The 22,021-nt window shown below is 72.0% G+C and carries 18 protein-coding genes; 13 read left to right on the top strand and 5 right to left on the bottom strand.

Features of this window, described 5'->3' with window-relative positions:
- Positions 1 to 132: 132 nt before the first annotated feature.
- The 5 genes from BHU15_RS20500 (at position 133) to argF (ending at position 7,740) form a co-directional block, all read left to right on the top strand.
- Positions 133 to 1,068, top strand: coding sequence for an NAD(P)-dependent oxidoreductase (locus BHU15_RS20500; protein WP_255293160.1), 936 nt, complete (start codon positions 133 to 135; stop codon positions 1,066 to 1,068).
- Positions 1,069 to 1,110: 42 nt separating this feature from the next.
- On the top strand, positions 1,111 to 2,610 hold the full coding sequence (locus BHU15_RS20495) for a 3' terminal RNA ribose 2'-O-methyltransferase Hen1 (RefSeq protein WP_069628534.1): 1,500 nt from the start codon (positions 1,111 to 1,113) through the stop codon (positions 2,608 to 2,610).
- Positions 2,607 to 5,216 (top strand): polynucleotide kinase-phosphatase, encoded by a 2,610-nt coding sequence (locus BHU15_RS20490; protein ID WP_069628533.1) that lies wholly within the window; start codon positions 2,607 to 2,609, stop codon positions 5,214 to 5,216. The genes BHU15_RS20495 and BHU15_RS20490 overlap by 4 nt, the downstream gene beginning before the upstream one ends.
- A gap of 135 nt (positions 5,217 to 5,351) precedes the next feature.
- Positions 5,352 to 6,584, top strand: coding sequence for an arginine deiminase (locus BHU15_RS20485; protein WP_069628532.1), 1,233 nt, complete (start codon positions 5,352 to 5,354; stop codon positions 6,582 to 6,584).
- A gap of 121 nt (positions 6,585 to 6,705) precedes the next feature.
- Positions 6,706 to 7,740 (top strand): ornithine carbamoyltransferase, encoded by a 1,035-nt coding sequence (gene argF / locus BHU15_RS20480; RefSeq protein ID WP_069628531.1) that lies wholly within the window; start codon positions 6,706 to 6,708, stop codon positions 7,738 to 7,740.
- A 42-nt stretch (positions 7,741 to 7,782) separates the two neighbouring features.
- Here the strand turns inward: argF and BHU15_RS39320 are convergent, their stop codons facing one another.
- Complete coding sequence (locus BHU15_RS39320) at positions 7,783 to 8,202, bottom strand: ATP-binding protein (RefSeq protein ID WP_069628530.1); 420 nt, start codon at positions 8,200 to 8,202, stop codon at positions 7,783 to 7,785.
- A 401-nt stretch (positions 8,203 to 8,603) separates the two neighbouring features.
- On the opposite strand from BHU15_RS39320, the gene BHU15_RS20470 reads away from it, so the two are divergent.
- Positions 8,604 to 9,431: an enoyl-CoA hydratase family protein gene (locus tag BHU15_RS20470; protein WP_069628529.1), complete on the top strand. Its 828-nt coding sequence runs from the start codon at positions 8,604 to 8,606 to the stop codon at positions 9,429 to 9,431.
- Positions 9,416 to 11,749, top strand: coding sequence for a bifunctional salicylyl-CoA 5-hydroxylase/oxidoreductase (locus BHU15_RS20465; protein ID WP_069628528.1), 2,334 nt, complete (start codon positions 9,416 to 9,418; stop codon positions 11,747 to 11,749). The genes BHU15_RS20470 and BHU15_RS20465 overlap by 16 nt, the downstream gene beginning before the upstream one ends.
- Here BHU15_RS20465 and BHU15_RS20460 read toward each other — a convergent pair.
- Genes BHU15_RS20460 through BHU15_RS20450 form a run of 3 tightly spaced genes read right to left on the bottom strand, consistent with a single transcriptional unit; the run spans position 11,742 to position 14,727 of the window.
- Positions 11,742 to 12,191: a hypothetical protein gene (locus tag BHU15_RS20460; RefSeq protein ID WP_069628527.1), complete on the bottom strand. Its 450-nt coding sequence runs from the start codon at positions 12,189 to 12,191 to the stop codon at positions 11,742 to 11,744. The two genes, BHU15_RS20465 and BHU15_RS20460, sit on opposite strands and share 8 nt — an antisense overlap.
- 43 nt (positions 12,192 to 12,234) lie before the next feature.
- Positions 12,235 to 13,053 (bottom strand): PaaX family transcriptional regulator, encoded by an 819-nt coding sequence (locus BHU15_RS20455; RefSeq protein ID WP_069628526.1) that lies wholly within the window; start codon positions 13,051 to 13,053, stop codon positions 12,235 to 12,237.
- Between the two features lie 36 nt (positions 13,054 to 13,089).
- Positions 13,090 to 14,727: an AMP-binding protein gene (locus BHU15_RS20450; protein WP_069628525.1), complete on the bottom strand. Its 1,638-nt coding sequence runs from the start codon at positions 14,725 to 14,727 to the stop codon at positions 13,090 to 13,092.
- A 106-nt stretch (positions 14,728 to 14,833) separates the two neighbouring features.
- On the opposite strand from BHU15_RS20450, the gene BHU15_RS20445 reads away from it, so the two are divergent.
- From BHU15_RS20445 to BHU15_RS20430, 4 genes are all read left to right on the top strand, one after another.
- A complete protein-coding gene (locus tag BHU15_RS20445) occupies positions 14,834 to 15,955 on the top strand; it encodes an acyl-CoA dehydrogenase family protein (protein WP_069628524.1) in 1,122 nt (373 codons plus the stop codon).
- Entirely contained in the window at positions 15,952 to 16,356 is a 405-nt protein-coding gene (locus BHU15_RS20440) for a RidA family protein (protein WP_069628523.1), read from the top strand. The genes BHU15_RS20445 and BHU15_RS20440 overlap by 4 nt, the downstream gene beginning before the upstream one ends.
- A 68-nt stretch (positions 16,357 to 16,424) precedes the next feature.
- Positions 16,425 to 18,875 (top strand): glycoside hydrolase family 2 protein, encoded by a 2,451-nt coding sequence (locus BHU15_RS20435; RefSeq protein WP_069628522.1) that lies wholly within the window; start codon positions 16,425 to 16,427, stop codon positions 18,873 to 18,875.
- A 33-nt stretch (positions 18,876 to 18,908) separates the two neighbouring features.
- Positions 18,909 to 19,316: a nuclear transport factor 2 family protein gene (locus BHU15_RS20430; RefSeq protein WP_069628521.1), complete on the top strand. Its 408-nt coding sequence runs from the start codon at positions 18,909 to 18,911 to the stop codon at positions 19,314 to 19,316.
- Positions 19,317 to 19,326: 10 nt separating this feature from the next.
- On the opposite strand, the gene BHU15_RS20425 is transcribed toward BHU15_RS20430, so the two are convergent.
- A complete protein-coding gene (locus tag BHU15_RS20425; RefSeq protein ID WP_069628520.1) occupies positions 19,327 to 19,722 on the bottom strand; it encodes a nitroreductase/quinone reductase family protein in 396 nt (131 codons plus the stop codon).
- 115 nt (positions 19,723 to 19,837) lie between these two features.
- Here BHU15_RS20425 and BHU15_RS20420 point away from each other — a divergent pair, with 115 nt between their 5' ends.
- Positions 19,838 to 21,292 (top strand): ABC transporter permease, encoded by a 1,455-nt coding sequence (locus BHU15_RS20420; RefSeq protein ID WP_069628519.1) that lies wholly within the window; start codon positions 19,838 to 19,840, stop codon positions 21,290 to 21,292.
- Between the two features lie 67 nt (positions 21,293 to 21,359).
- A partial coding sequence (locus tag BHU15_RS20415) for an ABC transporter ATP-binding protein (RefSeq protein ID WP_069628518.1) occupies positions 21,360 to 22,021 on the top strand: 662 nt, incomplete at its 3' end.

Genomic DNA, 22,021 nt, shown 5'->3' with positions numbered 1-22,021 from the left:
TGCTCCTCGTAGTAGCGCAGCAGCCGCTGGCTGACGCCGGTCCGGCGGGAAAGGGCTCCGATGCGCACGTGACCGCCACCACACAGATTCGATTTGACTCTCACACCGATGTGAAACTCTAACCTCCCAAGCATGACAACGAAGCAGCCGATGCCGTCGAAGCGGTCAACTCCCCAGCTCAGCAACCCCGTTACCGTTGTCGGACTCGGCCCCATGGGCCTGGCGCTCGCCGAGGCGCTGCTCCGACGCGGCCACCCCCTGACCGTCTGGAACCGGACCCCGGAGAAGGCCGACAGCCTCGTCGCCCAGGGCGCCCGCCGCGCGGCGACCGTCGCCGAGGCCGTGTCCGCGAGCCCCCTGACGGTCATGTGCCTCAAGGACTACGACACGCTGTACGAGGTCTTCGACCCGGCCGGTGAGGCGCCGGCGGGCCACGCACTGGTCAACCTCAGTTCCGGTACGCCGAACGAAGCCCGCACGGCGGTCAGTTGGGCGGACGAGCACGGCCTCGGATATCTGGACGGGGCGATCATGGTGCCGCCGCCACTCGTCGGACACCCCGATTCCGTCTTCCTGTACAGCGGTTCGCGGGACGTCTTCGACGAGCACCGGGCGACTCTGGCGACCATGGGCGACCCCCGCCACCTCGGCGCCGATCCCGGACTGGCGGTCCTCTACAACACGGCGCTGCTCGAAATGATGTACACGACCATGAACGGCTGGCTGCACGCGACCGCCCTGGTCGGCTCGGCGGACGTCTCGGCGGTCGAGTTCACCGAACTCGCTGCCGGCTGGTTCATGCCCACCGTGCTGAGCCCGGCGTCCTTCGTCGAGCAGGCGCCCGACCTGGACCAGGCCCACTACCCCGGTGACCTCGGCACCATGGAGATGAACCGGAACGCGCTGGACCACATCGTCCGCACCAGCCAGGAACAGGGCGTCCACCCCGACCAGCCCCGGCAGTTGAAGGAGATCGTCGATCAGGCGATCGCCGAGGGCCACGGCAGCGACAACTACCTGGCCCTCTTCGAGATCTTCAAGAAGGCGACACGGACACAGCGACGGTAATCCGCTACCGCCGCCCGCCCGCCGACGCACATACTCGGTCGGGTGTTCCTTACGATCAGTACGACCGGCACCCATGAACGCCCCGCCACCGACCTCGGGTTTCTGCTGCACAAGCATCCCGACAAGGCGCAGGCGTTCCCGACCTCCCACGGCACCGCGCACGTCCTCTACCCCGAGGCGTCCGCCGAGCGCTGCACGGCCGCGCTCCTGCTGGAGATCGATCCCGTGGCCCTCGTCCGGCGCGGCAAGGGCAAGGGGCGCGGGGGCGCGCCCGACGCGGCGCTCGCGCAGTACGTCAACGACCGTCCGTACGCCGCGTCCTCGCTGCTCGCCGTCGCGCTGAGCACCGTCTTCAAGAGCGCTCTGCGCGGCGTGTGCGCCGCGCGCCCCGAGCGCGCGGCCGAGCCGCTGCCCCTGCGCATCGAGGTGCCCGCCGTGCCGGCGCGCGGCGGCGCCGAGCTGGTACGCGCCCTGTTCGGGCCGCTGGGCTGGACGACCGTCGACGTGCGGCCGGTGGTGCTGGACGAGACGTTTCCCGCGTGGGGCGACTCGCGCTACGTACAGCTCGTACTGGAGGGGGAGCTGCGGCTGGTCGACGCGCTGCGGCAGTTGTACGTGCTGCTGCCGGTGCTGGACGACGCCAAGCACTACTGGGTCGCGCCCGACGAGGTGGAGAAGCTGCTGCGGGCGGGCGAGGGCTGGCTGGCCGGACACCCGGAGCGGCAGCTCATCACCAACCGCTATCTGAACCGCCGTTGGAGCCTGACGAGGGAGGCCGCCGAACGCCTCGAACTGGTCCGGCTCGCCGAGGCCGACGACATCGGTGTGGAGGCGATCGACAACGCCGTCGACGACCCGGCGCCGGACGAAGGCACCGACACGGCCGAGACGGCGGACAAGACCGTCTCCCTCGCCGATCAGCGCCGCGAGGCGATCCTCACCGCCCTGCGCGACGCCGGAGCCGCCAGCGTGCTCGACCTCGGCTGCGGCCAGGGGCAGCTCGTACAGGCGCTGTTGAAGGACGTGCGCTTCAGCAAGGTGGTGGGTGTCGACGTGTCCGTACGGGCGCTCACGGTCGCCGCCCGCCGCCTGAAGACCGAGCGGATGAGTGAGCGCCAGGCGGAGCGTGTCGCGCTGATCCAGGGCTCGCTCACGTACACGGACAAACGGCTCAAGGGGTACGACGCCGCCGTGCTCAGCGAGGTCGTCGAGCATCTGGACCTGCCGAGGCTGCCCGCCCTGGAGTACGCGGTGTTCGGTACGGCGCGGCCCGCGACGGTCGTGGTGACGACGCCGAACGTCGAGTACAACGTCCGCTGGGAGACGCTGCCCGCCGGGCACGTACGCCACCGGGACCACCGCTTCGAGTGGACGCGCGCGGAGTTCCGCGCCTGGGCGGACGCGGTGGCCGCGCGCCACGGGTACGCGGTGCGGTACGTGCCGGTGGGGCCGGACGACCCGGAGGTGGGGCCGCCCACGCAGATGGGCGTGTTCACCATGGCCGCGACAGACACGAACAAGAAGGAGGAGAAGGCCGCATGAGCGACGACAGCAGAACCGCAACGACCGAGCCCCGCGTCCTTCCCGTCACCGACCTCTCCCTCGTCGTCCTGATCGGCGCCACCGGCTCCGGCAAGTCGACCTTCGCGCGCGCCCACTTCAAGCCCACCGAGGTCATCTCCTCCGACTTCTGCCGTGGTCTCGTCGCGGACGACGAGAACGACCAGAGCGCCAGCGGCGACGCCTTCGACGTGCTCAACTTCATCGCGGGCAAGCGCCTGGCGGCCGGTCGGCGCACGGTCATCGACGCCACCAACGTCCAGCCGGAGAGCCGTAAGCAGCTCGTGCGGATCGCCAGGGAGCACGACGTGCTGCCCATCGCGATCGTCCTCGATCTGCCCGAGGCCGTGTGCGCGGAGCGCAACGCCACCCGCCCCGACCGGGCCGGCATGCCCCGCCATGTCATCAAGCGCCACCAGCGGGAACTGCGCCGTTCGCTGCGCGGACTCGAACGTGAGGGCTTCCGCAAGGTCCATGTCCTGCGGAGCGTCGAGGAGGTCGAGCGCGCGCGGGTTGTCACCGAACGCCGCTACAACGACCTCACCCACCTCACCGGCCCCTTCGACATCATCGGCGACATCCACGGCTGCCGCTCCGAGCTGGACACCCTGCTGGCCAGGCTCGGTTACGCGGACGGCGACGGCGCCCACCCCGAAGGCCGTACGGCGGTGTTCGTCGGCGACCTCGTCGACCGCGGCCCCGACAGCCCCGGTGTGCTGCGCCGCGTGATGCGCATGGTCGGCGCGGGCAACGCGCTCTGCGTGCCGGGCAACCACGAGAACAAGCTGGGCCGCTGGCTGCGGGGCCGCAACGTCCGGCTCACGCACGGACTCGCCGAGACCGTCGAGCAGTTGGGGAAGGAGGACGACGCCTTCCGTGCGGAGGTGCTGGCCTTCATCGACGGCCTCGTCTCCCACTACGTCCTGGACGGCGGCAAGCTCGTCGTCTGTCACGCCGGGCTGCCGGAGAAGTACCACGGCCGCACGTCGGGCCGGGTCCGTTCGCACGCCCTGTACGGCGACACGACCGGCGAGACCGACGAGTTCGGTCTGCCCGTGCGCTATCCGTGGGCGGAGGACTACCGGGGCCGGGCGGCGGTCGTGTACGGGCACACCCCCGTACCGAGCACCTCCTGGATCAACAACACCATCTGCCTCGACACCGGCGCCGTCTTCGGCGGGAAGATGACGGCGCTGCGCTGGCCCGAGCGCGAGCTGGTCGACGTACCGGCGGAGCGTGTCTGGTACGAGCCGACGAAGCCGCTCGGTACGCAGGCGCCCGGCGGCCGCGAGGGCCGTCCGCTCGACCTCGCCGACGTGCACGGCCGGCGTGCCGTGGAGACCCGTCACATGGGGCGGCTCGCGGTGCGCGAGGAGAACGCGGCGGCGGCCCTTGAGGTCATGAGCCGGTTCGCCGTCGACCCACGGCTGCTCGCCTACCTGCCGCCGACCATGGCGCCCACCGCGACCTCCCGCGAGGAGGGCTATCTGGAGCACCCGGCCGAGGCGTTCGCGCAGTACCGCGAGGACGGTGTGGCGCGGGTCGTGTGCGAGGAGAAGCACATGGGCTCGCGCGCGGTTGCGCTGGTGTGCCGCGACGCGTCCGTGGCGCGCGAGCGCTTCGGTGTCGACGGGACCGACAGCGGGGATGCCGGAGAAGGCGGCGGGGCCACGGCCCACGGACCGACCGGCGCCCTGCACACCCGCACCGGCCGCCCCTTCTTCGACGACCCGGCGGTCACCGAGGAGATCCTGGGCCGCCTCCGTACGGCCATCGACGCCGCCGGTCTCTGGGCCGAGCTGGACACGGACTGGCTGCTGCTCGACGCCGAGCTGATGCCGTGGTCGCTGAAGGCCACCGGCCTGCTGCGCACGCAGTACGCGGCGGTCGGCGCGGCGGCGGGCGCCGTCTTCCCGGCGGTGACGGGCGCGCTCGAAGCGGCCGTCGGCCGGGGTGTCGACGTGGGCGCGCTGCTGCGCGGCCAGCGTGAACGGGCCGCCGACGCGGCCGCGTTCACCGAGGCGTACCGGCGCTACTGCTGGGAGACGGACGGTCTGGCGGGCGTACGTCTCGCGCCGTTCCAGCTCCTCGCCGCGCGGGGCCGCAGCCTGGCCTCCGTACCGCACGACCGGCAGCTGGCCTGGATCGACCGGCTGACGGAGCACGACCCGACCGGGCTGCTCCAGGTCACCCGCCGTCTCGTCGTGGAGACGGGCGACGAGGAGTCGGTACGGGCCGGGGTCGACTGGTGGCTGGAGATGACGGGGCGTGGCGGCGAGGGCATGGTCGTCAAGCCGCTGGACGCGCTCGTGCGGGACGGCAAGAAGCGGCTGGTGCAGCCGGGCATCAAGGTGCGCGGGCGGGAGTATCTGCGGATCATCTACGGCCCCGAGTACACCCAGCCTGCGAATCTGGAGCGGCTGCGCGGCCGGTTCCTGGGGCACAAGCGGTCGCTGGCGCTGCGCGAGTACGCGCTGGGGCTCGAAGGGCTGGACCGGCTGGCGGACGACGAGCCGCTGTGGCGCGTCCACGAGGCGGTGTTCGCGGTGCTGGCGCTGGAGTCGGAGCCGGTCGACCCCCGGCTCTGACCTCCCGGAGCCGGTGGTCCGCCGCCCCCGAGGGGCATATGCGCCGACCGGGTCTCGGGGTTCTCAGGAGCCCCGCGGCCCGGTCACTGTCGTCATTCGCCGTGTGAACGGGGCCGGATCCGCGAGGATGGAGTCATGGGATTCCATGTCGACTCCGAGACCGGGCGGCTGCGCCGCGTCATACTGCACCGCCCCGACCTGGAGCTGAAGCGGCTCACCCCCACCAACAAGGACGCGTTGCTCTTCGACGACGTGCTGTGGGTGCGCCGCGCCCGCGAGGAGCACGACGGCTTCGCCGACGTCCTGCGCGACCGGGGCGTCAAGGTGCATCTCTTCGGTGACCTGCTGCGGGAGTCCCTGGACATCCCGACGGCGCGCGCGCTCGTCCTGGACCGGGTCTTCGACGAGAAGGAGTACGGTCCGCTCGCCACCGACCATCTGAGGTCGGTCTTCGACGCGCTGCCGACGGACGCGCTCGTGGAGGCGCTGGTCGGCGGGATGACCAAGCGCGAGTTCCTGGACAGCCACGCCGAGCCGACGTCCGTGCGCTTCCACGTCATGGATCTGGACGACTTCCTGCTCGACCCGCTGCCGAACCACCTCTTCACCCGCGACACCTCCGCCTGGATCTACGACGGCGTGTCCATCAACGCGATGCGCTGGCCGGCCCGGCAGCGCGAGACCGTCCACTTCGAGGCGATCTACAAGCACCACCCGCTCTTCACCGGCCCGGACGCCGGGCCCTTCCACCACTGGTCGGAGGGGCAGGGCGACTATCCGTCCACCATCGAGGGCGGTGACGTGCTGGTCATCGGCGCGGGCGCCGTACTGATCGGGATGAGTGAGCGCACCACGCCGCAGGCCGTGGAGATGCTGGCGCGCGGGATGTTCGAGGCCGGTTCGGCGCGGACGATCGTGGCGCTCGACATGCCGAAGCACCGGGCGTTCATGCACCTCGACACGGTGATGACGATGGTCGACCGCGACATCTTCACGCAGTACGCGGGCCTGGGCATGCTCCGCTCGTACACCATCGAGCCGGGCGCGGGCGGCAACGAGCTGAAGGTCACCGACCATCCGCCGGAGCACATGCACCGCGCGATCGCCGCCGCCCTGGGGCTGGACAGGATCCGTGTCCTGACGGCGACGCAGGACGTGCACGCCGCCGCGCGTGAGCAGTGGGACGACGGCTGCAACGTGCTGGCGGTCGAGCCGGGGGTGGTCGTGGCGTACGAGCGCAACGTCACCACGAACACGTATCTGCGCAAGCAGGGGATCGAGGTGATCGAGATCCGGGGCAGTGAGCTGGGCCGGGGGCGGGGCGGGCCGCGCTGTATGAGCTGTCCGATCGAACGGGACGCGGTCTGACCGGCGACCGGCCGGGCAGACCCTGCCCCCTGTATATCAATACGGAAGGTCGTATATAGTTCCAAGGTCTCTGTACCGGTCCCCGTGCAGGTCTCCGTATTCGCGACGCAGGAGCAGCCATATGGCGATACAACTCGCAGGCCGCCACTTCCTCAAGGAGCTGGACTTCACCGCCGACGAGTTCCGGGGGCTGGTCGAGCTGGCCGCCGGGCTCAAGGCCGCGAAGAAGTCGGGCACCGAGGTGCAGCTCCTGCGCGGCAAGAACATCGCCCTCATCTTCGAGAAGGCGTCGACGCGTACGCGCTGCGCGTTCGAGGTGGCCGCGGCCGACCAGGGTGCCTCCACGACGTACATCGACCCGGCCGGGTCGCACATCGGGAAGAAGGAGTCCGCCAAGGACACCGCCAGGGTGCTCGGCCGGATGTTCGACGGCATTCAGTTCCGCGGTGACGCGCAGTCGACCGTGGAGGAGCTGGCCGCCTACGCGGGGGTGCCGGTCTTCAACGGGCTCACCGACCACTGGCATCCCACGCAGATGCTCGCCGACGTCCTCACGATGACCGAGCACACCGACAAGCAGCTGGAGCGGATCGCCTTCGCCTATCTCGGCGACGCCCGCTACAACATGGGCAACTCCTACCTCGTGACCGGCGCGCTGCTCGGTATGGACGTACGGATCGTCGCGCCCCGCGCCTACTGGCCGACGGACGACGTCGTCGCCCTGGCCCGTAAGGCCGCCGAGACCAGTGGCGCGCGGATCACGCTCACGGAGTCGATCGCCGAGGGCGTCGGCGGCGCGGACTTCGTCGCCACCGACGTGTGGGTGTCGATGGGGGAGCCGCAGGAGGTCTGGGACGAGCGCATCGCGGCGCTGGGTCCGTACAGCGTGACGATGGACGTGCTGAGCGCGACGGGGAATCCGGACGTGAAGTTCCTGCACTGTCTGCCGGCCTTCCACGACCTCGGGACGGTCGTCGGGTGGGAGATCCACGAGCGCCACGGGCTGACGGAACTCGAAGTGACCGACGAGGTCTTCGAGTCCGCGCACTCGGTGGTCTTCGACGAGGCGGAGAACCGGCTGCACACGATCAAGGCCGTTCTCGTCGCGACGCTCGCCCCGGACCAGATCCCGCCGCGCGCGCACCGTACGGCGTGAGGCTCGGCGCGGCGGTGAGGGGCTCACCGTACGGCGTGCGCCTCAGCGCGCCGACAGGGTGAACCAGACCGCCTTGCCCCGGTCCGTCGGACGGTGACCGCAGTCGGCGCTCAGCGTGCGGATCAGCAGCAGCCCCCGGCCGTGCTCCTGCCAGGGGTCGGGTACGCGGCCGGGCACCGGCGCCGACAGATCGCCCGGCGGGCCGGGGTCGCCGTCGTGGACCTCGATCTGGCAGCCCGTGGGCAGCAGCTCGACCACCAGCACGATGGGGACGGCCGGATCGGTGTGCTCGACGGCGTTGGCGACCAGTTCCGCCGTCAGCAGCTCCGCCGTGTCACTGTCCGGGGTCGGTCCGATGTCGGCCAGTGCCGTACGGATCAGGGCACGCGCCATCGGCACCGCTGACGCGCTGTGCGGCAGGGTGATCCGCCAGGAGGCGGTGTCCGAGGCTTCGTCGAGCAAGGCGGGGAATCCGTTCGGGGTGGTGCTTCGGGCGGTGCGTGCGTCGTACGTCGGGGCGGTACCTCGCGGCGGTGCGAGGTGCCAGGGGGCCCTGGGCCGGAACTCGGGGAATCTCACGACATGTGTGGGCCTGGGCCCAGCCTTACGGAGCGTAAACAGCATGACAAGAGCCGGCGGACTGCCGGAAATGGGACCTCCGCCACTTTTCCCCCGGGGCCTTCGGCGTGTCACACGGGACCTTCGGCGGCCCCGGCGCGACCGGACGAGGCTCCCGGCGGCGGTCTCGACGGAGGCGTCCGAGGGGTAATCCCGCCGTATCGCGCACTCGTGACGGCAGTCACAGACGAGTGATACCGTGCTGGTGAAGGTCCGCCCAGCAGTGAGCTGAAGGAGGCCGCCCCATGAGCCCGTTCGCCGGCTCCACCCCCCGCACCGAGGAGTGGCGCCATCTGCGGCTGACGCGCGAGGACGGGGTCGCGACCGTCACCCTCGCCCGCCCCGACAAGCTCAACGCCCTCACCTTCGGCGCCTACGCCGACCTGCGCGACCTGCTCGCCGAGCTGTCCCGCGAGCGGTCCGTGCGCGCCCTCGTCCTGGCGGGCGAGGGGCGCGGCTTCTGCTCGGGCGGCGACGTGGACGAGATCATCGGTGCCACGCTCTCCATGGACACCGCCCAGCTCCTGGACTTCAACCGGATGACCGGGCAGGTCGTCCGCGCCGTCCGCGAATGCCCGTTCCCGGTGATCGCCGCCGTGCACGGGGTCGCGGCGGGAGCCGGCGCCGTCCTCGCGCTGGCCGCCGACTTCCGTGTCGCCGACCCCACCGCGCGCTTCGCGTTCCTCTTCACGCGGGTCGGTCTCTCCGGCGGCGACATGGGCGCGGCCTATCTGCTGCCGCGCGTCGTCGGCCTCGGCCACGCCACCCGGCTGCTGATGCTGGGCGAGCCGGTACGCGCGCCGGAGGCCGAACGCATCGGTCTCATCAGCGAGTTGACCGACGAGGGCGCCGCCGGCAGCCGCGCCGCCGAACTCGCCCGCCGGCTCGCCGACGGCCCGGCCCTCGCGTACGCGCAGACGAAGGCGCTGCTCACCGCCGAGCTGGACATGCCGCTCGCCGCGTCCGTCGAACTGGACGCCGCCACCCAGGCGTTGCTCATGAACGGCGAGGACTACGCCGAGTTCCACGCCGCCTTCACCGAGAAGCGGCCCCCCAAGTGGCAGGGCCGCTGACCGTGCCGGGCACCCGCACCGCCACCGCGCCCCTGAAGGTCGCCGTCATCGGCGGCGGACCCGGCGGGCTGTACGCCGCCGTCCTGCTCAAACGGCTCGACCCCCGGCGCGAGATATCCGTCTTCGAACGCAACGCCCCCGACGACACCTTCGGCTTCGGGGTCGTCCTGTCCGACGAGACCCTCGGCGGCATCGAGCACGCCGACCCCACCGTCCACGCCGCCCTCCAGGGCGAGTTCGTCCGCTGGGACGACATCGACATCGTCCACCGGGGCCGCACCCTGACCTCCGGCGGCCATGGCTTCGCCGCCCTCGGCCGCCGCCGGCTCCTCGAAATCCTGCACGAGCGCTGTGAGTCCCTGGGGGTACGGCTGCGCTTTCGCACCCAGGCACCGTCCGCCGCCGAACTCGCCGCCGGCCACGACCTGGTGATCGCCGCCGACGGGGTGAACAGCCGCACCCGTGAGGCCCACGCCGGCATCTTCAGGCCGACCGTCACCACCGAACGCTGTCGCTACATCTGGCTCGCCGCCGACTTCGCCTTCGACGCGTTCCGCTTCGAGATCGCCGAGACCGAGCACGGCGTGATGCAGCTCCACGGCTACCCGTACGCGCCCGACGCCAGCACCGTCATCGTCGAGATGCGCGAAGAGGTCTGGCGCGCCGCCGGGTTCGACGCGCTCGACGAGCGGCAGTCCACCGAACGGTGCGCGAAGATCTTCGCCGACGCCCTCGGCGGGCGGGCGCTGCGCGCCAACACATCGCCCTGGACCGCGTTCCGTACCGTCGTCAACGAACGCTGGAGCCACGGCAACACGGTCCTCATCGGCGACGCCGCCCACACCGCGCACTTCTCCATCGGCTCCGGCACGAAGCTCGCCGTCGAGGACGCGCTGGCGCTCGCCGCGTGCGTCGACGAGCAGCCCGATCTGCCGGCCGCGCTCGCCGCGTACGAGAGCGAGCGGCGCCCCGTCGTGGCGTCCACGCAGCGCGCGGCGGCGGCGAGCCTGCGCTGGTTCGAGGAACTGGCCACCTACACCGACCAGCCCGCCCGCCAGTTCGCGTTCGGTCTGCTGACCCGCAGCCGCCGTGTCACGCACGACAACCTGCGCCTGCGGGACGCCGCGTTCACCGGCGCCGTGGAGGAGGACTTCGGCTGCCCGTCCGGTACGCCGCCGATGTTCACCCCCTTCCGGCTGCGCGGACTGACGCTGCGCAACCGGGTCGTCGTCTCCCCGATGGACATGTACGTCGCCGACGACGGGACGCCCGGCGACTTCCACCTCGTCCATCTCGGGGCGCGCGCCCTCGGCGGGGCGGGGCTCGTGATGACGGAGATGGTGTGCGTGAGCCCGGAGGGCCGGATCACACCGGGCTGCACCGGGCTGTGGACGGACGAACAGGGCGCGGCCTGGCGGCGGGTGACGGACTTCGTCCACAACGGCGCCCCCACGGAGGGTGGTTCACCCGGTGCCGCGATCGGGATCCAGCTCGGGCACTCGGGCCGCAAGGGCTCCACCCGCCTCATGTGGGAAGGCATGGACCAGCCGCTGCCGGACGCCAACTGGCCGCTGTCCGCCGCATCGGCGCTGCCCTACCTCCCGGGTGTCAGCCAGGTCCCGCGCGCGCTCGACCGGGCCGGACTCGACGCGATACGTGAGCAGTTCGCCTCCGCGACCCGCCGTGCCGCCGACGCCGGCTTCGACCTGCTCGAACTCCACTGCGCGCACGGGTACTTGCTCTCCGGCTTCCTGTCGCCGCTGACCAACACCCGCACCGACGCGTACGGCGGCGACCTCACGGGGCGGCTGCGCTTCCCGCTCGAAGTGTTCGACGCCGTACGGGAGTGGTGGCCCGCCGACCGGCCGATGACGGTCCGGACGTCCGCCACCGACTGGGCCGCGGGCGGCACCACCGCCGAGGAGGCGGTCGAGATCGCGCGGGCGTTCGTCGCGCACGGCGCCGACGCGATCGACGTGTCGACCGGCCAGGTCGTGTCCGACGAGCGTCCCGAGTTCGGCCGCTCATACCAGACGCCGTACGCCGACCGGATCCGCAACACCCTCGGGGTGCCGGTGATCGCCGTCGGCGCCATCTCGTCCTGGGACGACGTCAACTCGCTCCTGCTGGCCGGCCGCGCCGACCTCTGCGCCCTGGCCCGCCCCCACCTCTACGACCCGCACTGGACCCTGCACGCGGCGGCCGACCAGGGCTACACCGGCCCCGGCGCGCCCTGGCCCCCGCCGTACCGCGCGGGCAGCCGCACACCCCCGACGGGCCGCACGGACGGCCCGAAGCCGCGCCTCACCCTCAGCTGACCGGGCCCGGTCCGCCGCTCAGGCACTCGTGGCAGAGACACCCGCCGGGGTGCGGGATCCCGGGGTGGGCCTCCCCGCGGTACCGCGCGGCGAGCCGTTCCAGAGAGGCCGCCCACTCCCGCGCGCTCTCCTCCGTGTGCGCCGCGACACCCAGCTTCTCGGCCCGGCGCAGCACGGCGGGGGCGTGTACGAGCCTGGCCCGGCAGGTGTGCAGATGCCGCGACGGCATGTCGATGGTGATCCAGTGGCCGGTGTTGCGCGCCTGGCCGACCGTGGTCACGTCCTCGTGCCCCATTCCGGGGTAGGTGTCGACGACGAACACCCGGGCGCCGCCCCGGTACGCCTTCGTGCCGGGCCGCAGTTCCTGGCCGCCGTCGCCGTACCGCCGCCACCGCACCACGTTGGCGACGACCATCCACCGCGGCTGTGGTGTCTCGTCCATGCCCCCGATGATGGCCGCAGCCGCCCCGGCGCGTCACCCGGTTTCAGGGCCGGTCGACGAACGCGGCCCCGGCGTCGCGCAGTTGGCCGTGCAGCGCCGCGAACACCTCCGCGGACCGCCCGCCCGGCCAGTTGGCGGGCAGCAGCTCCACGGGCAACCCCGGGTCGGCGTAGGGGAGTTGGCGCCAGGAGTCGAGAGCCCGCAGATAGTCCCGGTACGCGGACTCCGCCGGATCGGCGCCCGGTCCCCGCGTCTGCCACCACCGCAGCACCGGCTCGTGGGCCCGCAGGAACTCCTCGTGCAGCGCGGCGATCTGCCCGAGGTCCCACCACCGGCCCACCGTCTCCGCCGTCGCCGCGAAGCCCAGATGCTCGCCCCGGAACAGGTCGACGTACGGATCGAGCCGCAGCCGCTCCAGCGCGTGCCGCGTCTCCTCGTACAGATGGCCGGGCGCGATCCACACACCCGGCGCGGCGGTCCCGAAGCCCAGCCCGGCCAGCCGGGAGCGCAGCAGATGGCGCTTGTTGCGCTCGGCCTCGGGGACGGAGAAGACCACGAGCACCCAGCCGTCCGACAGCGCGGGCGCGGGCCGGCCGTAGATGCGCCGGTCGCCGTCGTCGAGGAGCTGCCGCGCGTCGGCGGAGAGCGCGTACCCGGCGGCGCCCCGCGGTGTGCGCTCGGCGATCAGCAGCCCCCGGCGTTTGAGGCGTGACACCGACGACCGTACGGACGGCGCGTCGACGCCGAGCGCGCCGAGCAGCCGCACGAGTTCCGCCACGGCGAGCGGCGCGCCGTCCGGGGTCCGGCCGTACGCGCCGTAGAGGGTGACGATCAGGGATCGCGGGGTGTGCTGCTCGGCCACGTGATCACTCTAGAGCGTGTCGCGCGAGGACCGGTCTCAGGCGTCGGGCCGGAGCCGGAAGCGCTGGAGTTTGCCCGTCGGGGTACGGGGGAGCGCGTCGAGGAACGCGAAGACGCGCGGGCATTTGTAGGGCACCAGCCGCGAGGTGACGAACGCGCGCAGCGCCTCCGTCGTCTCCTCGCCGGGCGGCACCCCGTCGCGCAGGACGACGTACGCCGCCACGATCTGGCCCCGCAGTTCGTCGGGGTGGCCCACGACCGCCGCCTCCGTCACATCGGGGTGCGCCAGCAGTGTCTCCTCGACCTGCGGGCCCGCGATGTTGTACCCCGCCGAGATGATCATGTCGTCGGCGCGGGCGACGTAGCGGAAGTAGCCGTCGGGCTCGCGTACGTAGGTGTCGCCGGTGAGGTTCCAGCCGTCGCGCACGTACACGCTCTGGCGCGGGTCGGCGAGGTACCGGCAGCCGACCGGGCCGCGTACGGCCAGCAGCCCCGGCTCCCCGTCGGGCACCGCGCGGCCGGACTCGTCCACGACGCGCGCCTGCCAGCCGGGCACCGGCACCCCCGTCGTGCCGGGCCGCACCGCGTCGTCGGCGGCGGAGATGAAGATGTGCAGCAGCTCGGTGGCGCCGATGCCGTTGATGATCCGGATGCCGGTGCGCCCGTGCCAGTCCCGCCAGGTGGCGGCGGGCAGATTCTCCCCGGCGGACACACAGCGCCGCAGCCCGGAGATGTCGTACGTGTCCGCCGCGGTCAGTTCGTTCAGCATGACGCGGTACGCCGTCGGCGCTGTGAACAGCACCGACACCCCGCGCTCCGCGACGGCTCCCAACAGCTGCTTGGGGCCCGCCTGTTCGAGGAGCAGCGCCGACGCGCCCGCCCGCATCGGGAAGATCACCAGTCCGCCCAGCCCGAAGGTGAAGCCGAGCGGCGGGCTGCCGGCGAACACGTCGTCCGGCTCCGGGCGCAGCACATGGCGCGAGAAGGTGTCGGCGATGGACAGCACGTCGCGGTGGAAGTGCATACAGCCCTTGGGCCGCCCCGTGGTGCCCGACGTGAACGCGATGAGCGCGACGTCGTCGGCCGCCGTGTCCACCGCCTCGTACCGCTCCGGTTTCGTCTCCGCGAGGCGCAGCAGATCGTCCGGCGCGTCCCCGCCGTACGTCGCGACGCGCAGCCCCGGCACCTCGGCCTTGACCAGGTCGTCCACCGACCGGATGTCGCAGAGCGCGTGCCGGACCCGTGCGATCTCGCACATCGTGGCCAGCTCCCGCTCGCGCTGCTGGGCGAGCACCGTCACCGCCACCGCGCCCGCCTTCAGCACGGCGAGCCAGCACGCCGCGAGCCAGGGTGTCGTGGGGCCGCGCAGCAGGACCCGGTTGCCCGGCACCACGCCCAGGTCGGTGGTCAGGACGTGCGCGATCCGGTCGACGTGGGCGCGCAGTTCACCGTACGACCAGGGGGCGCCGGTGGGGAGGTGGAAGACGGGGCGGTCGGCGCCGAAGCGGTCCACCGTGCGGTCGAGCAGTTCGACGGCGCAGTTCAGCCGGTCGGGTCCGCGCAGCCGCGGCGGGTCGAAGACCAGCTCCGGCCACTGTTCGGGCGGCGGCAGATGGTCGCGCGGAAAAGTGTCGCGGTGCGCCGAGGGTGTGAGAACCGCCGGTGTCAGCTCCATCGTTCGCCCCCTCGTGGGGTGGCTTGGTGGCCTTGTGCATCGAGCGTATCGTGTGGGTGACGACAGTCAACAGTCCGCGATAGACGCGATACAAGTGAGGGCCCGGATGCCCGTATTCTCGCTCGATCCGGCACAAAAGTCCTGGTGCGACGAGCTGCGCGCCGTCTCCGCCGACCGGCTGCGCCCCCTCGCCGACAAGGGCGAGCCCGGCCGGATCAACCGCCCGCTTCTCGCCGCCCTCGGCGAGCTGGGACTCCTCGACCGCCTGCTGGGCGCCGGGGCGCTCGACCTCTGCCTGCTGCGCGAGTCCCTGGCCCACGGCTGTACGGAGGCGGAGACCGCGCTCGCCCTCCAGGGGCTCGGCAGCTACCCCCTCGTCCAGGCGGGCACCGAGGAGCAACGCTTGCGCTGGCTGCCCGAGGTGGCGGCGGGCCGCGCCGTGGCCGCGTTCGCGCTGAGCGAGCCCGGCGCCGGATCCGACGCGGCGGCCCTCGCGCTCGCCGCCGTACGCGAAGACGGCCCGGACGGCCCCGGCTGGCTGCTCACCGGCGACAAACGCTGGATCTCCAACGCGCCCGAGGCCGACTTCTACACCGTCTTCGCCCGTACGACCCCGGGCGCCGGCGCACGCGGCGTCACCGCGTTCCTCGTCCCCGCCGACCGGCCGGGACTGACCGGTACGCCGATCGAGATGCTCTCGCCGCACCCCATCGGCTCCCTGGCCTTCGACTCCGTACGCGTGGGCGCCGCCGACGTCCTCGGCGAGGTGGACCAGGGCTTCCGCGTCGCGATGAACACCCTGAATCTCTTCCGGCCGAGCGTCGGCGCCTTCGCCGTCGGCATGGCGGGCGCCGCCCTTGAGGCGACCCTCCTGCACACCGCCGACCGCACCGCCTTCGGCGGCCCGCTCAAGGACCTCCAGTCCGTCTCCCACCAGGTCGCGGAGATGGCGACCCGCACGGAGGCGGCCCGCCTGCTGGTGTACGCGGCGGCCGAGGCGTACGACGCGGGGGCGCCGGACGTGCCGCGCCGCTCCGCGATGGCGAAGCTGTTCGCCACGGAGACCGCGCAGTACGTGGTCGACGCCGCCGTCCAACTGCACGGCGCCCGCGCCCTGCAACGCGGCCACCTGCTGGAACACCTCTACCGCGAAGTCCGCGCGCCCCGCATCTACGAGGGCGCGACCGAGGTGCAACGCACCATCATCGCCAAGGAGTTGTACGGATGAGCCTGCACCGGACCAACCCCGCCGAACTCGCCCCGCCCCGCGGTTTCTCGCACGCGGTGAGCGTGAGCGCGACGGACGGCCGGCTGGTGTTCCTGGCCGGCCAGACCGCGCTCGACGGCGACGGCGCCGTTGTGGGTCGGACGCTGGTCGAGCAGTTCGAGATCGCCCTCGGCAATCTCCTCGCCGCGCTCGCCGCGACCGGCGGCACACCGGACCATCTCGCGCGCGTCACCGTCTACGCCACCGACGTCGCGGACTACCGGGCGAACGCCGCCGAACTCGGCCGGGTCTGGCGGCGGCTGGCCGGCCGCGAGTACCCGGCGATGGCGGTGATCGGCGTCGTCAGACTCTGGGACGAGAGCGCGCTCGTGGAGCTGGACGGCATCGCGATGGTGCCCTGAGCCGCCCGAACTCCCCCCGCGCACCGCGAAGTACGGTGGACCGGTCTACGGAGATCGGAGCACGCCGCATGAAGGACGTCACCCCCCTGACCGACGGCTGGACGCTGCGCCACGACCGGACCGACGTACCGGCGACGGTCCCCGGCTGCGTCCACACCGACCTGCTCGCCGCCGGGCTCATCGAGGACCCGTTCCTCTCCCGGAACGAGACGGACCTCGCCTGGGTGGGACGTACCGACTGGCGATACGACACCGTGCTCGGCGCCCGCACCACCGCGCACGAGCGCACCGATCTCGTCTTCGACGGACTCGACACCGTCGCCACCGTCAGGGTCGGCGGCGAGATCGTCGGCAACACCCGCAACATGCACCGGAGTTACCGCTTCGACCTCACGGACCGGCTGAAGACCGCCACCCCGCTCCAGGTGGAGTTCACCTCCGCCTACACCGAGGCCGAGGCCGTACGCGCACAGGTGGGGGAGCGGCCCAACGCCTACCCCGAGCCGTTCCAGTACATCCGCAAGATGGCCTGCTCCTTCGGCTGGGACTGGGGGCCGACCCTGGTCACCGCCGGCGTGTGGAAGCCCGCTCGCCTGGAGCACTGGTCCACCGCCCGGCTCGCCCGCGTCCGCCCGCACCTGACCCTCGACGGCCCGACCGGCCTCGCCGAACTGCGCGTCGACGTCGAACGCACCGGGACCGGCGGCGCCCACCGGCTCACCGCCCGCGCCCGCGTCGGCGACCACACCGCCACCGCCGCCGTCGACGGCACCCACGCCACCCTCACCGTCCAGGTCCCCGACGCCGCCCTGTGGTGCCCCCGAGGGTACGGCGAACAGCCGCTGTACGAAGCGGAGTTGGAGCTGCTTGACGCCGACGGCACGGTCCTCGACCGCTGGGAGCACCGGGTCGGATTCCGTACCGTCACCCTCGACACCGGCGCCGACGCGCACGGCACCGCCTTCACCCTCGCCGTCAACGGCGAACCGGTCTTCGCCCGCGGCGTCAACTGGATCCCCGACGACGTCTTCCCCTCCCGCATCACCCCCGACCGCTACCGCACCCGCCTCACCCAGGCCGCCGACGCGGGCGTCAACCTCGTACGCGTCTGGGGCGGCGGCCTCTACGAGAGCGACGACTTCTACGACGTCTGCGACGAACTCGGCCTGCTCGTCTGGCAGGACTTCCCCTTCGCCTGCGCCGCCTACCCCGAGGAGCAGCCGCTGCGCTCCGAGATCGAGGCCGAGGCCCGCGAGAACGTCACCCGCCTCATGCCGCACGCCTCCCTCGTCCTGTGGAACGGCAACAACGAGAACCTGTGGGGCTTCCGCGACTGGGACTGGGAGCCCGCACTCGACGGCGACTCCTGGGGCGAGGGCTACTACCTGGGCCTGCTGCCCCGCATCGTCGCCGAGACCGACCCCACCCGGCCCTACTGGGCCGGCAGCCCCTGGTCCGGCTCCTGGGACCACCACCCCAACGACCCCGCGCACGGCACCGCGCACTCCTGGGACGTCTGGAACCGCACCGACTACACGGACTACCTCGACACCGTCCCCCGCTTCGTCGCCGAGTTCGGCTGGCAGGCACCGCCCACCCACGCCACCCTGCGGCGCGCCCTGCCCGGCGAGGAACTCCACCCCACCTCACCCGGCATGCTGCACCACCAGAAGGCCGCCGACGGCAACGGCAAACTCCGGCGCGGCCTCGCCCGCCACTTCACCGTCCCCGAGAGCGGACCGGCCGGTTTCGACCGCTGGCACTACCTCACCCAGCTCAACCAGGCACGCGCCATCGCCACCGGCATCGCACACTGGCGCTCGCACTGGCCGCTGTGCGCGGGCACCGTCCTGTGGCAGCTCAACGACTGCTGGCCGGTGACCTCCTGGGCCGCCGTCGACGGCGACGAACGCCCCAAACCGCTGTACTTCACGCTGCGCGAGCTGTACGCGGACCGGCTGCTCACCGTGCAGAACCGCGACGGCCGCCCCACCGTCGTCGCCGACAACCAGTCCCCGGCCCCCTGGGACGCCGAGGTGACGCTGCGCCGTACGACCGCCGACGGCCGCACCCTCGCCGAGACGACGGTGACCGCGCGCGCCGGGGCACGCTCGGTCGCGCTCGCGGCGGTGCCCGACGATCTGCTGCCGGCCGCCGGTTCCACGACGGAGTTCCTGGTCGCGGACGTACCGGAAGGGCCGGGCGTGCTGCGGGCGCTGCACTTCCCCGTACGCGACCGGGAGTTCGCCTACCCCGCCCCGCGCTACGACGTGGCCGTCGTGGACCACGGCGACGTCGTGGACGTCGTCGTCACCGCCCGTACGCTGCTGCGCGACCTGCTGCTCCAGGCCGACCGGCTCGCCCCCACCGCCGTCGCCGACCGGGGACTGCTCACGCTGCTGCCCGGCGAGAGCGCCACCGTCCGCGTGCGCGGCTGGGAGGGCGCCGGGGCCGGCTCGACCGCCGCCGTACGCGCCGCGCTGTTCATGGTGGAGCCTGGCGAGGCCGTCCTCCCCTAGAGTCTGGCCACCCAAGGAAAGCGAGGCGCGCCGATGTCCGACGACGCACAGCGGATCCGGACCCTGATCGAGCAGTGGGCGGCGGCCGTGCACACGGGTGACATGGACCGTGTCCTGGCCGACCACGCCGCGGACATCGTGATGTTCGACGTGCCGCCGCCCCAGGAGGGCGTACGCGGGATCGACGCCTACCGCGAGACCTGGCCCGGCTTCTTCGAGTGGCAGGCGGGCGGTGCCACGTTCGACATCCTGGAGCTGGACGTCACCGCCGGGACCGACGTCGCGTACGCGTACGCCCTGCTGCGCTGCGCCACCCCGCAGCAGTCGGCCGAGCACCCGGAGGTCCGGCTGCGGCTGACCGTCGGGCTGCGCAAGGAGCACGGGCGCTGGGTGGTCGCGCACGAGCACCACTCGTTCCCCGACACCTCCGGCGACTCCTGACGGCCCACGCTCACCCGTCCAGGTCGACACGCACCGTCAGCAGATCCGTCCCCACCAGCCGCACCACCGCGCTGTTCCCGGTCGGCAGGCTCCGCAGCCGCGCGCGCGGGTCGTCGTCCGGCAGCGGGTGGGCGGTCCCCGTGTGCCAGGTCCCCTTGATGCGGACGCGGACCCTCGGGTCGGCCAGGATGTTCCGTACGTACTGCGACTTCGTCCCGTACTCGGACACCAGCCAGAACTCCTGACCGACCCTGGCCCCGCCGACCGGGGTGCGCCGGGGACGTCCCGACGTACGCCCCGTGGTCTCCAGCAGGATCTGCCACGGCATCCGGGACGACAGCGGATTGGCGACATGCCTCTGCAACACCGTGACGGCCCGGTGCTTCATCTCGTGGTAGCGCGACATCGGTGACTCTCCCGTTCCGTGCTCGCTGTACTGACGGCTTCGTATTGACGGCTTCTCATCCTTCTCTTACGCCGCTCATATGCTGCCATCACGCGCCCTGCCTATTTTTCACGCCATGTTCTTCACCTACCTCCGGCGCGAACTGCGCCGCCGCCGAAAGGCCGCGCTCGTCGTCGCCTCGGGGCTCGCACTCGGTATCGCGCTGGTCATCGTCGTCAACTCCGCGTCCGCGGGCATGCGGCAGGCTCAAGGAAAGGTGCTGGAGTCGCTGTACGGACTCGGCACGGACATGACCGTCACCAAGGCCGCCCCGCCCCCCTCCGAGGGCGGCCGGGAACGGCCGCGCTTCAACTTCGACGCGCAGGACGGCGACGAGACACAGAGCAGCGACATCGTGATGCCGCAGGGCTTCGAGACCCTCGCGTCCAGCACCGTCGGCAAGGTCGCCGACCAGACCGGTGTGGCGGGCGCCGTGGGCGGCCTCAGCCTCTCCGTGCTCAAGGTCGACGGCGAGTTCAAGCCCGGCGAGTTCGCCCCGAGGGAGAACACGAGCGGCGGCGGTGGCGGTGGTGGCGGTACGGGCGGTCCGCAGGGTGAAGTACGCGGCGGCGGAGCCAACTTCGACGTCAACTCCTACACCGTCTACGGCACCGACACCGCCCACCAGGACCTCGGCCCGCTGACCTCCTCCAAGATCACCGACGGCCGCACGTTCGAGACGACCGAGACCGACGCCGAGGTGGCCGTCGTCGACTCCGCCTACGCGAAGGAGAAGAAGTACAAGGTCGGCAGCGATGTCACCATCAAGGGAACGAAGTTCGAGATCGTCGGCATAGCCACCGCCGACAGCGGCGACGCCTCGGCCAACCTCTACATCCCGCTGAAGCAGGCACAGACCCTGTCCGACTCCAAGGACAAGGTCACCACGGTCTACGTCAAGGCCGACGACTCGCAGCAGATCGCCGCCGTCAAGTCGGCCGTCCAGAAGAACATCCCGGGCACCACCGTCACCACCTCCGCCGACCTCGCCGACCGCGTCTCCGGCTCCCTCTCCACCGCGTCCGACCTCGCCACCAGCGTCGGCAAGTGGCTGTCCATCGCCGTCCTCATCGCCGCGTTCGTCGTCGCCGGCCTGCTCACCATGTCGGCCGTCACCCGCCGCGTACAGGAATTCGGCACGCTCAAGGCCCTCGGCTGGAAGAGCGGCCGGGTCACCCGGCAGGTCGTCGGCGAGGCCATGGTCAACGGTCTGGTCGGCGGCGCGCTCGGCATCGCCGTGGGTGTGGCCGGCGCGTACGTACTGACCGCCGTCAGCCCCTCCCTCACCGCCGAGGTCGGCAGCGCGGCGGCCGGACCCGGCGGCGGTGGCGGCGGCATGATCAGGGCCGGCGGCCCCGCCGGACAGGCCGCGGACAAGGCCATCGAGATCGCCCTCACCGCGCCCATCTCCGCCGCCACGATCGCCCTCGCGGTCGGCCTCGCGGTGACCGGCGGCCTGATCGCGGGCGCCTTCGGCGGCTGGCGCGCCTCCCGCCTCCGGCCCGCCGACGCGCTGCGCCGCGTCGAGTAGCCCCGAGGTGAGCCCCGTGAAGCACCCCGAACTCATCGCAGCATCGCAGCAGTCCAGGAGTCGCACCATGTATGAACTCAGCGGCGTCACCAAGCAGTACCGCAGAGGCAAGGAGACCGTCGACGCGCTCGCCGGTGTCGATCTGACCATCGGGGAGGGCGACCGGCTCGTCATCAAGGGCCCCACCGGCGGCGGCAAGTCCACGCTTCTCCAGATGCTCGGCGGCCTCGACCGGCCCACCGCGGGCAGCATCCTGCTCGACGGCACCGACCTCGCCCGGCTCGGCGAGGCCAAACTCACCGCCGTACGGGGCCGGACCATCGGCTTCGTCTTCCAGAGCTTCAACCTCATCCCCACCCTCTCCGCGCTGGAGAACGTCGAGACGGCCCTGGTCCCGCTCGGCACCAAGGCCCCGGAGCGCCGCGAGCGCGCCGCCGAGGCCCTGCGCTCGGTCGGACTCGGCGAGCGCATGCGACACGTGCCGTCCGAGATGTCCGGCGGCCAGCAGCAGCGCGTCGCCATCGCGCGGGCGCTCGTCAAACAGCCCAAGGTGCTGCTCGCCGACGAACCCACCGGCAACCTCGACGAGTCCATGCGCGACGAGATCATGGAACTGCTCGAAGGGCTGTGGAAGGAGCACGGGCTGACCTTCGTGATGGTCACCCATGACAGCGCCATCGCCCGCCGCGCGACGCGCCTGGCCACCATCAGGCGCGTCGCGCGGCGGGC

Source organism: Streptomyces niveus (genome assembly GCF_001723055.1).
GTDB classification, from domain to species: domain Bacteria; phylum Actinomycetota; class Actinomycetes; order Streptomycetales; family Streptomycetaceae; genus Streptomyces; species Streptomyces niveus.
Note: the sequence above shows the minus strand (reverse complement) of the source record. Positions and strands in the feature narration are given on the sequence as shown.

What these genes read in the sequence shown, in the direction of transcription:
- BHU15_RS20500 (WP_255293160.1), top strand. Translation starts at nt 133, where the DNA reads ATGACAACGAAGCAGCCGATGCCGTCGAAGCGGTCAACTCCCCAGCTC.
- BHU15_RS20490 (WP_069628533.1), top strand. Translation starts at nt 2,607, where the DNA reads ATGAGCGACGACAGCAGAACCGCAACGACCGAGCCCCGCGTCCTTCCC.
- BHU15_RS20485 (WP_069628532.1), top strand. Translation starts at nt 5,352, where the DNA reads ATGGGATTCCATGTCGACTCCGAGACCGGGCGGCTGCGCCGCGTCATA.
- argF (WP_069628531.1), top strand. Translation starts at nt 6,706, where the DNA reads ATGGCGATACAACTCGCAGGCCGCCACTTCCTCAAGGAGCTGGACTTC.
- BHU15_RS20470 (WP_069628529.1), top strand. Translation starts at nt 8,604, where the DNA reads ATGAGCCCGTTCGCCGGCTCCACCCCCCGCACCGAGGAGTGGCGCCAT.
- BHU15_RS20460 (WP_069628527.1), bottom strand. Translation starts at nt 12,191, where the DNA reads ATGGACGAGACACCACAGCCGCGGTGGATGGTCGTCGCCAACGTGGTG.
- BHU15_RS20450 (WP_069628525.1), bottom strand. Translation starts at nt 14,727, where the DNA reads ATGGAGCTGACACCGGCGGTTCTCACACCCTCGGCGCACCGCGACACT.
- BHU15_RS20445 (WP_069628524.1), top strand. Translation starts at nt 14,834, where the DNA reads ATGCCCGTATTCTCGCTCGATCCGGCACAAAAGTCCTGGTGCGACGAG.
- BHU15_RS20440 (WP_069628523.1), top strand. Translation starts at nt 15,952, where the DNA reads ATGAGCCTGCACCGGACCAACCCCGCCGAACTCGCCCCGCCCCGCGGT.
- BHU15_RS20435 (WP_069628522.1), top strand. Translation starts at nt 16,425, where the DNA reads ATGAAGGACGTCACCCCCCTGACCGACGGCTGGACGCTGCGCCACGAC.
- BHU15_RS20430 (WP_069628521.1), top strand. Translation starts at nt 18,909, where the DNA reads ATGTCCGACGACGCACAGCGGATCCGGACCCTGATCGAGCAGTGGGCG.
- BHU15_RS20425 (WP_069628520.1), bottom strand. Translation starts at nt 19,722, where the DNA reads ATGTCGCGCTACCACGAGATGAAGCACCGGGCCGTCACGGTGTTGCAG.
- BHU15_RS20420 (WP_069628519.1), top strand. Translation starts at nt 19,838, where the DNA reads ATGTTCTTCACCTACCTCCGGCGCGAACTGCGCCGCCGCCGAAAGGCC.